Below are 14953 nucleotides of genomic sequence, written 5' to 3'. Positions count from 1 at the left end.
TCTCATTGCTCCTGCGGCGCTTGTTCTGCCGGCCGGCAGTGTTATATGTAGGTAAATACCTACATGGAGTGTGCCATGACGATTACGACACTTTCGAGCCGTGAACTCAATCACGATGTCAGCAATGCGAAGAAAGCTGCCAGAAAAGGGCCGGTCATCATCACTGACCGCGGCAAGCCTTCCCATGTCCTTCTGACATATGAGGAATTCGAGCGTCTTTCCGGCAGGCGTCAAAGCCTGGTCGATGGGCTTTCCATGCCGGGCCTTTCGGAAATCGATTTCATGCCATCGCGGGTCGACATCAAAACCCGCGGAGTCGACCTGTCTTGAGCTATCTGCTGGATACGAATGTCATTTCCGAACTGCGCAAGATTGGTGACGGCAAGGCCGATCCTCAAGTCGTGGCATGGATCGAAGCGGCAAACGTTTCGGACTTCTATCTCTCTGCAATTACCATTCTCGAATTGGAGCGGGGCGTGCTTGCCGTCCAACGGCGAGATGCTCGGCAAGGTTCACGCCTGCGTGCATGGCTGGACGACCATGTGCGTCCGCAGTTTGCCGGCCGGATACTGCCGATCGATGATGACATCGCGACGCGCTGTGCGCATCTGCATATTCCCGACCGCCGCAACGAGGCAGATGCGTTGATTGCTGCGACCGCACTCGTTCACAGTCTTACCGTGGTCACGCGAAACGTGAGAGATTTCGACGGCACCGGTGTCGTCATCATCGATCCCTGGCAGGGTTGAGCAATGTGGACGCCTTTATCGATTTGAGCTGGCGTCCGATTTGACCGCTCGGCGCTTCTGTCCAAGGTGCCCAGCCGCCGCTTGCTCGTCAATCCTTCGGAGGAGCGATGCTCTCCCGCAGGATGAGCTGGCTGCGAACGACATCTAGACACCCCGCACGAGCTCGATGCCGTTTGCGCTCGCCCACTGTCCAATATCCTGCTTCGTCAAGGCGGTCGCCATCAGATCCGGAAACTGATCCGGCGTGCAGGCAAAGACAGGACAATCCATCGCGGCGATCGCACCGGCATGACGCACGTCGTAGCTCGGCCGGCCATCGTCGGAAAGTGCCAGCAGAACGATGACGTTGACGCCGGACTGCTTGAGCGCGGCGACGCGCGCCAGCATGGAGGCGGAATCACCGCCTTCATAAAGGTCGGTGACGAGAACGAGATGTGTCTTGCCTGGCCGATCGATCTTAGTCTCGCAATAGGCGAGCGCCGCATTGATATCAGTGCCTCCTCCCAGTTGCACCCCGAAGAGAACCTTGACCGGATCGGATAGATCCTCCGTCAGATCCACGATTGCGGTGTCGAAACAGACGAGTTTCGTCGACAGAACCGGAATGGACGCCATGACGGCCGCGAAGATCGACGAGTAGACGACCGAAGATGCCATCGAGCCCGACTGGTCGACGCAGAGCATGACGTGATCGAGATCTGCGCGTGTCCTGGTTTTGCGTGCAAAACCGATCAGGGTCTCCGGCACGACTGTTTTGAAGTCCTGCTGATAGTGGCGAAGGTTGGCGCGGATCGTCCGCGGCCAATCGATATCGGCGTGACGGGGCCGGTGGGTCCGCTGAGAGCGGTTCACTGCGCCGGTCAGCCGCTCTACCGTCTTGGACTGCAGCCGTTTCATCAGGTCATCGACGACCTTGTTGACCACCATGCGGGCAGTTTCCATCGTCTTTTCGGGCATTGCGCCGCGAAGCGAGATGAGATCCGCGACGAGATGCACATCCGCTTCCAGCGTCTCAAGAAACTCCGGCTCCAACATCAGCGCCTTGAGATTGAGGCGCTCGAACGCATCCTTCTGGATGATCTGCACGACAGGCGTTGGAAAGAACTCGCGAATGTCACCGAGCCAGCGCGAGACCTTGGGCGAGGAAGCGCCGAGGCCGCCGCGCCCCTTGCGGCCCTCGGTTTCATAGAGAGCCGAAAGCGCCCGGCTTAGCCGCTGGTCGCGCTCACCGAGACCATCCATGTCGTCGTCGCCAAGTGCCAGCTTCCAGCGGCGGGTGCGTTCGGAAGTCATGCGTCCATTCCCAGTATCTGTTTCAGCAAAGGTAGTGCGCGTTCGAAAGCAGGGTTGTGCTTGACCGCATCGGCGGCGACTGGCCTTTGCTTTTTTCCACCTGCGATCCGCTCCAAGATCCGTTTCCGGCCAACCGTGTCGAAACCGGCGAACGCGCGGCGCAAAAGTGGCAGGTTGTTGATGAACAGGGTTTCGTCCAGCCCGCAAAGCCATTCGTCGATCAGGAAGAGCAGTGTCTGATCCTGGATGAGCACTTCAGCCGCCCCAGAGAGAAAGGCCTCGATGAAGGAGCCAGCCCGGTCAGGCATCTCGCCGAGGATCTGCCGCGAAAAGGCGGCTGCTATTTGCGCCTCATCCCAAAGACCGAGATCGTGCAGCCGGCGAAGGCTGAAACCGACTACCGGCGCGACCGCCTGTTCATCATCGACCATGAGAGCGAGTTGGCGCCGCCATTCCTCAAGCAGCGCTGCATCGCCGAAAAGGCCGAGAGCCTCGTCGTAAGCGCGCATAGCGCTCACGCGCTGGGACGTCGCGTCATCGTTCAACTGGCGAGAGCCGATCCGGATGCCAGCATTCACTTCAGCGCTCAGCGCCCTGACGAGCGCTTGCAGTTCGAGTTCGGGCAGCTTGCGGGCGGTTCCGTAGCGGACGATGCGTACGAGCGGCGCCACCGCATTCATCAGATCGGTAATGTCATTATTGTGCACGGCTGCGGATTGCAGAAGATCGATGCAGACGCCTGCCGCCTCCGGAAGATCGGCAACCAGTGCGCCACGCACGAGATCTGAGAGCGGCGCGATGCCGTTTGCCTTGCGACCCCGATCGATCGTCGCGGCGGCTGCCGCTTGTTCGATCGTCAACCCCCAGACAAGGGCTTCTGCCAAGCCGACGGTCATGTCCGGAGACCATGCAAGGCGCCAGATCTCGCGGTATGTCCCCCGACCCGCTTCCGCGTCGGTCAGGCGGCCCCAATGGATGCCGATCAGGTTGAGCCGGTGCAGGAAGGTCGATTTCAGGAGGCCAGCCTCGCTGCGCAAATCGAGTTTGACCTCGCCTGCCGCCTCTTCCGGTTTCAGGCGCGTCTTTCGGCACCAGAGTTCGAAATCCTTGGCGAGCGGCATCTGCGGAACCGCCTCGTCGATCTCGCCGATCCTGTCGCCGATATAGAGCTTCCGTTCGATCATCGCGAGCTTCACATGGTCGCCATGGCAGAGGGACGAAAGCGCAGCATCCTGCATTTCGGCGAGCCCGGGCACGCCGAGACCCCTCATGCTGGCAAGTCCAAGTGCGAGCCGCGCAGCCTCGATTGCGGAAGCCGTGGAGGCATCGAACCCTTCCTCTCGCAACAAAGCCGCAGTCCGCGCCTGCCAGATGGCAGCAAAGGCTTCCGGTCCCTCGTGGCGGTGACTTGAATAGAGGCTCCACAGATGCCGGTACCAGCCGGGTGAAATGACACCCGCGCCGTAGCCGGAGGCATAGCTCAGCCGTCCATCACTCCAAGGCGCCCAGGTCGCCTCCACCTTGATCTTCCGCAAGTCCTTGATGATCGCCCGATCCTCGGCAATCGTCGTCTCCGCACGAAGCCCGCCGATGTGCCAGGCGCCGACCACGACCGCGACCTCGCCTTCATGCTGTTTCAGCGCCTCCCGGATGTGCCCCCGCATGAAGGCTTCGCGTCGCTCTTCGCGCAGCCACCGGGCCTCACTGATGCCTCCGGCACCTGCCTGATGTTGACGCGTTTCGGTCATGGCTGTTTCTATGGCGGCAAAGATTTCGAGCGGCGACTGACCGCCACCATGCTGTTCGATCAACCCGTTCCAAAAGGTCTCGCCGTCACCATATCCGGCGGCCGCAGCGAGCATGTCCAGAGGATCGAGATCAACCGGTGGGGTCTCCACCGCCGTCATATCCGGACTTTCGGCCAGGTCATCTTCGTCGACGTCCGGTACTTCCGGCTGGTTCTTCTCCACGGCGGCAAGCGTCTCTTCCCCGGTAATCCTGGTGAGTGCCAGAGACACGGCCGCCGGCCAGTCGATGAAACGTACCGGGCGGTCGTGCGAGAGCGCCCATTGCATGGCAACCCACTCCGGAGAGAATTCCGCAAAGGGTGCAAAGACGGCGTTGGCGGCCTCGTCGGCCGCATAGAACAGCATCGCCAGCGGCGGTTTCATACCCGGCAGCGCGGCATGCCGGATCAGCGCGTCGCCCTCCGGCGATCCCTCGATCAGCACACAGGCAGGATTGAGCGCGTCGAGTGCGCCCTTCAAGAGCGCCGCCGAACCCGGCCCATGATGCCGGATGCCGAAAAGATGCGCCTTCCGCTTCATCGCTCAGATCACCTCGCGGATGGCCTCATAGAGATCGCTCCAGCCGTCACGCGTGCGCACCACAGTTTCAAGATATTCCGCAAGTGCGACACTGTCTTGCACCGGATCCTTGACCACCGCGCCGACGATGTTCGTGGCAAGCGCATTGGCATCGATACGACCGTCGCCGAAATGGGCGGCTTCCGCCCACGCCGAGACGCCGACGGAAATCGCCTCCGCGGTCGAAAGCGTACCGGTCGACGTCTTCAGCTTCGTCTTGCCGTTCAGTGTCTTGCCGTCGCGGATTTCGCGGAAAAGGGTGACGACGCGGGCGAGTTCCTTGTCGGCAGGCTGGATCGGCGGCAGGCTGAGATTGGTGCCGATCTCGCCGACGCGCTTCACGACGATCTGGGTTTCCTCTTCCAGCGTGCTTGGCGAAGGCAGCACAACAACGTTGAAGCGGCGTTTCAGCGCCGAGGACAGGTCGTTGACGCCTTTGTCGCGATTGTTGGCCGTGGCGATAATGTTGAAGCCACGTTCGGCATCGATTGCGATATCGAGTTCAGGCACCGGCAAGGTCTTTTCCGAGAGGACGGTGATCAGCGTATCCTGCACATCAGAGCCCATGCGGGTCAGTTCTTCGAGCCTGAGGAGCGTACCCTCTTCCATCGCCCGCACCAGCGGCGTCTTGACCAGCGCTTCTGGCGACGGCCCCTTTGCAAGCAGAAGGGCATAATTCCAGCCGTAGCGAATCTGGTTCTCGTCCGTGCCCGCGGTGCATTGGATCAGACGCTGCGATGAACCGGAAATCGCGGCCGCCAGATGTTCGGACACCCAGGATTTAGCCGTGCCCGGCAGGCCGAGCAGCAATAGTGCCCGGTCGGTGGCAAGTGTCGCAACCGCAGTCTCGATCAGCCGGCGGTTTCCGACATATTTCGCCGATATTGCAGTTCCGTCAGATGCCTTGCCACCAAGAAGATAGGTGACGACCGCCTGCGGGGAGAGCCGCCAGTTAGCGGGTCTTGGACGGTCGTCGCTCTCCGCAAGTGCGGCCAGTTCGCTCGCATAGTTCTGTTCTGCAGGGCGACGAAGATGGGCTTCAGGCATGTGCGGTCTCCAGGCTATCCATGAGATCGAGGAAAAGGACGGCATTCCCGCTCTTGGCGGGTTCGAGTGCGGCAAGTTCAGCACGCAGCGTCGGACGCATCGATGAGGGAGACATGACGGCCATGCTGTCGAGAATGTCGGCCTCATAGCGCCCATTGTCCTTGCGCAGCGAGTGCCACGGCTTGGATTGCAAGATCGCGCTGAAGAGGTTTTCGGTTGCCTGGCCGTCGAGCCATTGCGCCATCTGGCGGATCGTCCACGGCGATGTGTCGACGGCCCATCTGTCGGGGCGAAAGATATGCTCGACCCAGAGCCGTCGCATATCGGGGCTGTAATCCGCCAGCATTTGGGCATCGAATTGGGAAAAGGCTTCCCAGCTGTCGCGAAGATGGCGGTCGGTGATCGTTCTCACGACATCCAGCCGCCTGTCTCGCGTCGCCATGAAAAGGAAGGCCGCCAGCAGATCGCTCTGCTTCTCGGCCGCGGCCACCATGTCATCGACCGGCAGCGACAAGGCCTCCGCCAGGGTTTCCAGACCGACCGGGCCGAAGGTCTCGTTGAGCCAGGCCATCTTGGTGAAGTCCCTGACGGTCGCCGGCAATTCGAGCGTGAGCGCAGTTCTCTTGAAGATCAGTCCGGCTTTCGAAAGCTTGATGCGCTCGAGGGCTGCGCGCAGATTCGGGTCATCTCCGTCGAAGCCGGGCAATCGGACGAGCAGTCTCTGAGCCAGCTCGCGAACGCGTGGCGCGCGATCCTTTTCCAGTCCTTTGAGAAAGAGCGTATCTTTTTCGGACAGTGCTTCCCGAAAAGCTTCGAGAAGACGCAGGCGGCTATCGGCACTTTCCGATGTCCAGACTGCCTCGACCATTGCCCGAGCCGCATCGGGATCGGAGGCTCTGCGGCTCCTGACATAGCCGGCTTTCACCGCAGGCGAGGCGAGCATCCAGTTGTCGTCATTCAGCCGCTCGGGCGCGAAATAGTTCTGCTTTTGCGCTACCGGCGTTTCGCGTTGCGAAAAGGCAAGCGCTTCGGCACCAAGGCTTTCCGCGTGAGCCTTCACGAAGGGTTCGAGCTTGGGGAGGTCGAACGGGTGCAGCCGAAACTTTCTTTCGGCAAGCGTTCGAACGATCGCCGCAGCCAACGGGCCTGACGCCGGATTCTTGCCCGAAAGCAGGAGGAGCATCAGCTTTCTTGCCGCATCCGGCAGGATTGCTCGGTGATCGACAACGGATTCTTCGACTTGAAACTGCTCCGGACGCTGTGGGCGGTCGAAGCGCAAGGCCTGCCCGGTCAGCGCCAGTGCCTGCAGGCAATCCGTCGCACCGATGGCATCCAGCGGAAGGCCGTCCCGGACGCCGGAGAGCAGTTTCGGCAGGATCACATTCTTCAGATCCGGCACATTCATGCGGTCCACCGCCCCAGTGCGGTTTCCGACCAGCACAATATCAGTTCATTGCCGTCCCAGAGACCTGCGCCATCGATTTCCTCGAATTGCAAGAGCGGCCAAATTGCCGCCGACTGCGCCTTCGCCACCGGCAGGCTGATCTCACCGCCGCTGAGATAGATGTTTTCGCCCGAGCGCATCAGTCGTGCCCCACGAAACATCATCGGATAATCGCCAAGCCACGGTTTTTCGATCAGCGCCTCTTCGTAGCTGACGTAAGCCGATGCGAGGTCTTCATCAGGAAAAGTCAATGGAGTGTCGGACGGCTCGGTGCCGCTGCTCTGCCGGACAATTGCCGCGCGAAGCGGCACGCTTGACGGATAGAAGGCGAGTTCGGCTTCAAAGGTATCGCCAACACTGTAGCCGCTTGAAGAGGCGCCCGTCGAAACCGGGACATATTCGGTCAACACGGCATTCCGGTCGCTGCCATGAAGCCATGTTTCAAGCCGCCGCAGCTTATCAGCCTGCACCTCGCTTCGGACCGCCCAAACGCGCCAGCGACCCGAGATGCGCAATGCGTGCTCATCGGCGAGCAATGCCTCCCGGGTGACGTTCCAGCCGATCATCTGCCGGATGTCGTGACGCAATGGGGCGGGCAGGCCGCCTTGCCGGCGATAGGTGTTTGCCAGAAGGTAGAGCATCCCGAGTTCCTGGACCGCGGTAGAGGGACGCATCGCTTCCGAAAGCGCGAAAAGCCGAGCCGGAATGGTATCCACGCGAATGGCCAGGCCGGAAGCCTTGGCATCGAATAGGTGCTGTGCCATCACCCGGCATGCGGCCGTTGCCTTGGCCGGAAAGGCGGCGAGCCCCGCGTCCAGCTGATCGGCAAGCCAGATATCAAGTTCATCGAGGCCGGCGGCGATGGAAGTCTCGCGCTCGAGCCGGTTGCGCTCCCGGGCTGCGGCGGCACGAGCCTCCCCCTTCGGATCGGCTTCGACCCGGCTGTCCTCAACTGCCGCGATCGAGGCCTTCGGCCTGTCGGTATCGGCTGCAGAGACCGCGGATGGGCCACGTCGGCGCGACAGCCAATCGGTCACCCAATTCGGGGCGGTGCCGGCGGCGAATTCGACCTTGCCCTCGACGCGCATCCACATCAGGGCAATCGAATGCTTGCAGGGAAACTTGCGGCTAGGGCAACTGCATTTGTAGCCGGCATCGGCCTCGGTGACGGAAATCCTATAGGGCGTGGCACCGGATCCCTGGCATTCGCCCCAGATGACGCCTGATCCGTCGTCGGCGAGCGTCGGCCAATTCGAGGGTTTCAGCAGTGTCTTGGCCGCGGCAAGCGAGCCTTGATCGGGTGCAAGCTCTTCGATCTTTGCAAGACTCAAACTCAATGGAACCCTCGACTCGGCTACATCCCACGATGGTGGATTTTCTGGCATGGCATAGCCGAATGTGCAACGCCAACTTGAAGAAGCAAAACAGATCCCGGGGTGCGCTCCGCCATACGATTGCACGCTTGATCGCGTTCAGGTGGCGCGTTCAGGTGGTTGGTTGATCGTCAGCGCTTCGGTGCGGCGACGCTCTCCCGCAGGATAAGCCTGCTGCGGATGACGGTGCGGATTTCCGCCGCCTTTTGCCGCTGGTCGATGGCGTCGAGCAGGAGGTCGACCGCGGCGCGTCCCATCTCTTCCACCGGCTGCTCGATCGTCGAGAGCGGCGGCGAGGAGAATTCGCAGACCGGCGAGCCGTCGAAGGAAACGACGGACAGATCCTCGGGAATGCGCAAGCCGCTCCGCTGGATGCAACTGACAAATGAGATGGCCATGTCATCGCTGGTGGCGATAACGGCCGTCGGCTTCTCGGTCAGCTGCGCGAAATCCTCTGCCGCCCGAACGCCGATGTCGAAGCCGCGCTGATAGCCGAGTTCACCGCCCGAGCGGCGCACCAGCGCCTCGGACAATCCGGCCGCCGCGAGCGCTTCGAGCACGCCGGCATAACGTTCGACATCGTGGTAATTGCCTTCCGGTCCGGCCAGATAGAAGAACCGTCGATGGCCCAGCCGGATCAGTTCGGCGGTGACGTCGCGGACAGCCTCGCGGTCGTTGGTCACCACGCTCTGCAGCCCCGCATCGCTCATGTCGAGCAGCATCGACACGATCGGCAGGCCGGAACCCGCCAGCGAGCGCCCGTCCACCTCCGGAAGCTTCGACGACAGGATGATGGCGCCGCGCACGCTGCCGCCGAAGGCGAGGTCGAGAATATGCCGTTCGGAAATCTCGTCGCGATCGAGGTTGGCGATCATCAGATTATAGCCGCCCTGGATCAGCGACTTGTTGATGCTCTGCAGCACCTGCGGAATGATCTGGGAGACGCCGTAATAGAGCGATCCCGGCAGGATGATCATGATGATGTTGGATTTGCCGACCCTGAGGCCGCGCGCCATGGCGTTCGGCGTATAGCCGAGCTGCCGGGCGGCGGCATTGATCTTGGTGCGCGTCTTTTCGTTGACCCGTCCGGGATTGGCGAGCGCCCGGCTGACCGTCGATATCGCCACGCCGGCAAGCTTGGCAACGTCGGCCATCAACGCGCCCGATGGCTCCTCCCCAATCACATCATTGTTTTTATTCATTTTTATTGCGCTCTCCCGGATGCTTCGATTTGCAACTCTAAGGCAGGCGGCGATTTATAGCAAACGTTTGCCAAAAATCGCTTGCTTAAAAAACCAGCTTGATTATCATCTAGGCATGGCAAACGATTGCCATTCCTTAATGCGTTGAAAATCCATGGCTTATTGGATGCGGAACTCTCGTTCTGCACGCGGGTAGGTCATGCCTTTGAGAAATGGATAGGTTATGGCTACCGGCGACAGGCTGCGCTTCGGCGTCGATCTCGTGACATTCTTCCATCCCGGCTTCTGGGGCGTCGACAGCCATGACGCGATCGTCGATCATGCGCGCGCCGAGCCGCGCGCCTTCTGGGACAAGATCCTCGACAGCGTCCAGGCCTCGGGCGTGACCGGCGTCGAGCTGACCTTCTCTCCCTTCAACTGGCAGGACGCCATCAAGACCTATGGTTCCATCGATGCTTTTGCGGCCCAACTGGCCAGGCGCGGCCTGACGCTGTGCAGCGGCTTCTTCGCGGAACTGGAGGCGGCCGGCGATTTCGCCGAGCCCGAAGCCCAGCGCGCGCTGATCGACAAGGCGGAGCGCTATGCCGACTTCCTGAACGCCTGCGGCAGCGACATCATGGTGATCGGCGCGCCGCTCCGCCAGACGCTCGGCGCCCAGCCGGTACGGTTCCATGATTTCGACCGTGCCAAGGTGATCGCCGATTTCCTCAACCGGCTCGGCGCGACGCTTTATGCCAAGGGCGTGCGGCTGGCGCTGCACACCGAGGCGCATTCGATCTTTGCCGCCGCCCGCGACGTCGATCTGATGATGCTTTTGACCGACCCGGCCTATGTGCATATGTGCCCGGACACCGCCCATATCATCGTTGCCGGTTCCGATCCCGTCCAGCTCGTCGATCGCCATCACGAGCGCATGATCATCGCCCACTGGAAGGATGCGATCGGCCCGATGCCCGCCGACACGCCGATCGACAGGCACATTCATGAACGCCACCAGCCCTATTTCTGCGGCTTCGGCCTCGGGCGCGTCGACTGGCCGGCCTGGATCCGGCTGCTGCGCGACCGCGCCTATGAAGGCTGGGCGATCCTCGAACTCGATGCCGCGCCGGATCCCGTCCGCGACATCGCCAACGGGCTCACGCTCGTCCGGCAGGCGCTCCTGCCGATCTATCGCTGATATTTATTCCGAAGACGACAAACGCCCCGCAAAGAGGGCATTTTCAAGAGGTGGAACTATGAAGACCATGATGAAGCTTTTTCTTGCCGGCGTCGCATTCGCCGGTCTCCTGACCTCGGCGCATGCCGAAGACAAACCGACGATCGAGATCATGTCGTCTTGGACGTCGGGCGGCGAAGCCGCAGCCCTCAACGTCATCAAGACCGAGTTCGAAAAGCGCGGCGGCGTCTGGAAGGATTCCTCGATCGCCGGTTTCGGCGCTGCCGATGCCGCCTTCCAGAACCGTATCGTTGCGGGTGACGCGCCGGGCGCCAAGCAGGGCGTCATTGGCCTTGCCGCCGCCGATTTCGTCAGCCAGGGCCTGTTCAATCCGATCGACGATGTGGCTGCCGCCGGCAAATGGGCCGATGCCCTGCCGAAATCGATCCACGATCTCATTTCCTATGACGGCAAGGTCTATCTCGCTCCAACCGGCGCCCATGGCGAAAGCTGGGTCTTCTATTCCAAGGAAGCCTTCGGCAAGGCCGGCATCGCGCAAGAGCCCAAGACCTGGGACGAGTTCTTCGCCGATCTCGACAAGCTGAAGGCCGCCGGCATCGTTCCGGTCGCCTGGGGCGGCCAGCCTTGGCAGCAGACCAAGGTCTTCAACATGATCCTGCTCTCGCAGGTCGGGATCGACGGTTTCCTGAAGATCTATGTCGACAAGGACAAGAGCCAGGCATCCGTCGACGGCGTGAAGAAGACCCTTGCAATTCTCAGCAAGCTGCGCGGCTATGTCGATGCCGGTGCCGCCGGCCGCAACTGGAACGACGCGACCGCCATGCTGATCACCGCCAAGGCCGGCGTGCAGTTCATGGGCGACTGGGCAAAAGGCGAATTCACCGTCGCCGGCAAGGAGCCGGGCAAGGATTACGGCTGCATGATCGCGCCGGAGTCGAAGGGCATGGTCTATATCGCCGACTCCCTCTGGTTCCCCAAAACAGGCAATGCCGCGACCGACAAGGCGCAGAAGCTGCTTGCCGAAGTCGTCATGGACCCGGCCATCCAGGTCGAATTCGCTCTCAAGAAGGGCTCGGTTCCGATGCGCTCCGACGTCGACAAGTCGAAGCTTGATGTCTGCGCCCAGAAGGGTCTCGAACTGATGAGCGCCGGCGCCATCGTACCGGACCAGGCGATCGTGCTGACACCCCAGCAGGTCGGCGCGCTCGACGATTTCGTCGACGAATATTGGAGCGGCGGTTCCAACGATGCGGGTGCCGCGGCCGGAAACTTCTTCGCCATCTTCGAGTAGGATCGTGCCCGTGGCGTCGGCTGATGTCGACGCCATGGCTGCCGGCCGCCGCGCTCGACGCGGCGGTGCGGCCTCGCTTTTCAAGTCAACGAGCTGGCCGATGTCCATCAAACGCAAGCCCAATCTTTCCGCCACCATCGCGCTGCTGCCGACGTGGTTCGTCGCGGTCGTGGTCTTCATCGGAACCATGGCCTGGTCGATCCGCCTGTCATTCACCAATTCGACGCTCTTTCCGTCCTCGACCTATGTCGGCTTGGCGCAATATTCGAAGCTGTTTTCTTCCGCCAAATGGCTGGCATCGTTGCAAAACGTGCTGATCTTCGGCGTGCTTTACGTCGCGGGCTGCCTGGTGCTCGGCTTCCTGCTGGCCGCGGCACTCGACCGCAAGATTCGTTTCGAAAGCGCCTTCAGGACCATCTTTCTCTATCCCTACGCCATGTCCTTCGTGGTGACCGGGCTGATCTGGCAATGGATGCTCAATCCCACACTCGGCATTCAGGCAAGCGTGCGCTCGCTCGGCTGGGACAGCTTCGTTCTCGACTGGGTGGTCAATCGCGACATGGCGATCTATGCGCTGGTGCTGGCCGGCGTCTGGCAGGGCGCGGGGCTGGTCATGGTCATTGCGCTTGCCGGCATGCGCGGCATCGAGGCCGAGCAATGGAAGGCGGCACGGATCGATGGCATTCCCGTCTGGCGGATCTATCTCTCGATCATCCTGCCACAGCTCGGGCCGGCGCTCGCCGCCGCCGGCATGCTGCTCGCCATGGGCGTGATCAAGACCTATGACATCGTCGTCGCCATGACCAATGGCGGCCCCGGCAATGCGACGGAGGTGCCGGCAAAATTCATCATGGACAATCTGTTCGGGCGCCAGAACCTCGGCCTCGCCACAGCCGGCGCGACGGTGCTTGTCCTCGGCGTGATCGTCGCCGTCGCCCCCTTCCGCTATGCGATGCACATGCGTGACAAAGCAAAGGGGGCGGCGTGATGACCCAGCCTCATCCGAACGGGCCGAAGCCGGCACGGATCACCGCCGGGCGCATCGGCCTCTATGCCTTCCTTGTCGTCGCAACTCTGTTCTTCCTGCTGCCGCTCTACACCATGGTCGTCACCTCGCTGAAGTCCATGGACGAAATCCGGCTTGGGCAGATCTTTGCCCTGCCGACGACGCTTGATTTCTCCGCCTGGGTGACCGCCTGGTCGGGCGCCTGCATGGGAACCGTCTGCGTCGGCATTCGCAGCGGTTTCTGGAATTCGGTGGCGATCACCCTTCCCGCGGTCGCGCTCTCGGTTTTCGCAGGCGCCGTCAACGGCTATGCGCTGTCGCTCTGGCGGCCACGCGGGGCAAACCTGCTGTTCGGCCTGCTGATGGCCGGCGGCCTCATCCCCTACCAGATCTTCCTCTATCCGATGGTCCGGGCGATGGCGAATATCGATCTCTACAATTCGCTGGCCGGCATCATTCTTGTCCATGTCATCTTCGGCCTGCCGCTGGTGACGCTGCTGTTCCGCAACTATTTCGTCAGCGTGCCGGAGGAACTCTGCAAGGCGGCACGCGTCGATGGCGCCGGCTTCTGGCGCATCTTCTTCGAGATCATGCTGCCGATCGCCGTGCCGATGGTCGTGGTGGTCTCGATGCTGCAGTTCACCGGCATCTGGAACGACTTCCTGCTCGGCCTCGTCTTTGCCGGGCGCGACAACCTGCCGATGACGGTGCAGCTCAACAATATCGTCAACACCACGATGGGCGAGCGCACCTACAACGTGAACATGGCGGCGACGATCCTGACCGCCATCGTTCCGCTCGCCATTTATTTCCTGTCCGGCCGCTGGTTCGTGCGCGGTATCGCCGCCGGCGCAGTCAAGGGGTAACGCTTCCATGCAATCTGCCGTCTCCGTCAAGGACCTGAAGATCGCCTATGGCGACCATACGGTGATCGAGAAGATGTCGATCGATATCGCGCCGCGCGAATTCCTGGTGCTGCTCGGCCCCTCCGGCTGCGGCAAGTCCACGCTGCTGAACGCCATTGCCGGGCTGCAGGACATTACAGCAGGCGAGGTCTGGATCTCCGGCAAGAATGTCAGCTGGGAGGAGCCGAAGGACCGCGGCATCGGCATGGTCTTCCAGTCCTACGCGCTCTATCCGCGCATGTCGGTGCGCAAAAACCTCTCCTTCGGCCTGCGCGTCGCCGGCCTGCCGAAGACGGAGATCGAGGCGCGTGTTGCCCGCACCGCCGCCCTTCTCCACCTCGACACGCTGCTTGACCGGCGCCCTGCCGCACTGTCGGGCGGCCAGCGCCAGCGTGTTGCCATCGGCCGGGCGCTGGTGCGCGAAGTCGATGTCTTCCTGTTCGACGAGCCGCTGTCGAACCTCGACGCCAAGCTGCGCAACGAATTGCGTGTCGAGATCAAGAAGCTGCATCAGCGCCTCGGCAACACGATGATCTACGTCACCCACGACCAGGTCGAGGCGCTGACGCTTGCCGACCGCATCGCCATCATGCGCGACGGCGTGATCCAGCAGCTCGCCTCGCCGGCCGAGATCTACCGCCGTCCGGCCAATCTCTTCGTTGCCGGCTTCATCGGCGCTCCGGCGATGAATTTCATCGAGGGCCGGATCGAGCGCGGCGACGCGGCGCCGGTCTTCCGGAGCAACGGGCTGACCATCGACCTCTCCGGCTATTCCTTCCGTGCCGTTGCAGTTGAAGGGCCGGCGACGCTCGGCTTTCGCCCGGAGCATCTTGTGCTCGACGGTGCTGCAAGCAGCCTTCCTACCATTCCTGGCCGCGTTTCGGTGGTCGAGCCGATGGGTTCGGACGCCGTTATCTGGTTCGACTGGGCGGACCAGAGCCTCTCGCTCCGGCTGATGGGCGATGTCACCCTCGAGCCCGGCGATGCGGTCGCGCCCGGACTCGATATCGCCAAGGCTTCCCTCTTCGGTGCCGACGGATCGCGGCTGTGAGGCGCCGTCCCTTTGTTTTCCCGCAATTCCCGACGCGCTTCGCGCCGGC

Annotated in this window: 13 protein-coding genes; 7 read left to right on the top strand and 6 right to left on the bottom strand. The window is 62.0% G+C overall.

Going from position 1 to position 14953, the window contains the following annotated elements; translation table 11 throughout:
* Window positions 1-75: 75 nt before the first annotated feature.
* Complete coding sequence (locus tag CO666_RS10440) at window positions 76-330, top strand: type II toxin-antitoxin system Phd/YefM family antitoxin (RefSeq protein ID WP_097612000.1); 255 nt, start codon at window positions 76-78, stop codon at window positions 328-330.
* Complete coding sequence (locus tag CO666_RS10435; protein ID WP_097611999.1) at window positions 327-749, top strand: type II toxin-antitoxin system VapC family toxin; 423 nt, start codon at window positions 327-329, stop codon at window positions 747-749. The genes CO666_RS10440 and CO666_RS10435 overlap by 4 nt, the downstream gene beginning before the upstream one ends.
* Window positions 750-893: 144 nt before the next feature.
* Here CO666_RS10435 and CO666_RS10430 read toward each other — a convergent pair whose 3' ends face one another.
* The 6 genes from CO666_RS10430 to CO666_RS10405 all read right to left on the bottom strand — a co-directional run bounded on the left by CO666_RS10430 (window position 894) and on the right by CO666_RS10405 (window position 9474).
* Window positions 894-2042: a VWA domain-containing protein gene (locus CO666_RS10430; protein ID WP_097611998.1), complete on the bottom strand. Its 1149-nt coding sequence runs from the start codon at window positions 2040-2042 to the stop codon at window positions 894-896.
* Complete coding sequence (locus CO666_RS10425; protein ID WP_097611997.1) at window positions 2039-4369, bottom strand: DUF5682 family protein; 2331 nt, start codon at window positions 4367-4369, stop codon at window positions 2039-2041. The genes CO666_RS10430 and CO666_RS10425 overlap by 4 nt, the downstream gene beginning before the upstream one ends.
* Window positions 4370-4372: 3 nt before the next feature.
* The gene (locus CO666_RS10420) at window positions 4373-5455 is read right to left on the bottom strand and encodes an ATP-binding protein (RefSeq protein ID WP_097611996.1); all 1083 of its coding nucleotides are present in this window, start codon (window positions 5453-5455) and stop codon (window positions 4373-4375) included.
* The gene (locus CO666_RS10415; protein ID WP_097611995.1) at window positions 5448-6860 is read right to left on the bottom strand and encodes a DUF5691 domain-containing protein; all 1413 of its coding nucleotides are present in this window, start codon (window positions 6858-6860) and stop codon (window positions 5448-5450) included. Before CO666_RS10415 ends, CO666_RS10420 begins: the two co-directional genes overlap by 8 nt.
* Complete coding sequence (locus CO666_RS10410; protein WP_097611994.1) at window positions 6857-8236, bottom strand: SWIM zinc finger family protein; 1380 nt, start codon at window positions 8234-8236, stop codon at window positions 6857-6859. Before CO666_RS10410 ends, CO666_RS10415 begins: the two co-directional genes overlap by 4 nt.
* Window positions 8237-8403: 167 nt before the next feature.
* Window positions 8404-9474, bottom strand: coding sequence for a LacI family DNA-binding transcriptional regulator (locus CO666_RS10405; RefSeq protein WP_097611993.1), 1071 nt, complete (start codon window positions 9472-9474; stop codon window positions 8404-8406).
* Between the two features lie 223 nt (window positions 9475-9697).
* Here CO666_RS10405 and CO666_RS10400 point away from each other — a divergent pair, with 223 nt between their 5' ends.
* The 5 genes from CO666_RS10400 (at window position 9698) to CO666_RS10380 (ending at window position 14904) form a co-directional block, all read left to right on the top strand.
* Window positions 9698-10651 (top strand): sugar phosphate isomerase/epimerase family protein, encoded by a 954-nt coding sequence (locus tag CO666_RS10400; protein ID WP_097611992.1) that lies wholly within the window; start codon window positions 9698-9700, stop codon window positions 10649-10651.
* A gap of 58 nt (window positions 10652-10709) precedes the next feature.
* Window positions 10710-11942, top strand: a complete 1233-nt coding sequence (locus CO666_RS10395; RefSeq protein ID WP_097611991.1) for an ABC transporter substrate-binding protein — start codon at window positions 10710-10712, stop codon at window positions 11940-11942.
* 100 nt (window positions 11943-12042) lie between these two features.
* The gene (locus CO666_RS10390) at window positions 12043-12930 is read left to right on the top strand and encodes a carbohydrate ABC transporter permease (RefSeq protein WP_097612233.1); all 888 of its coding nucleotides are present in this window, start codon (window positions 12043-12045) and stop codon (window positions 12928-12930) included.
* Entirely contained in the window at window positions 12930-13814 is an 885-nt protein-coding gene (locus tag CO666_RS10385; protein ID WP_097611990.1) for a carbohydrate ABC transporter permease, read from the top strand. The genes CO666_RS10390 and CO666_RS10385 overlap by 1 nt, the downstream gene beginning before the upstream one ends.
* A gap of 7 nt (window positions 13815-13821) precedes the next feature.
* Window positions 13822-14904: an ABC transporter ATP-binding protein gene (locus CO666_RS10380; RefSeq protein WP_097611989.1), complete on the top strand. Its 1083-nt coding sequence runs from the start codon at window positions 13822-13824 to the stop codon at window positions 14902-14904.
* Window positions 14905-14953 lie beyond the last annotated feature (49 nt).

Origin of the sequence: Rhizobium chutanense (genome assembly GCF_002531935.1) — a bacterium.
Classification (GTDB): Bacteria; Pseudomonadota; Alphaproteobacteria; order Rhizobiales; family Rhizobiaceae; genus Rhizobium; species Rhizobium chutanense.
The sequence above is the reverse complement of the archived record's forward strand: the minus strand, read 5'-3'. Positions and strand labels throughout refer to the sequence as shown.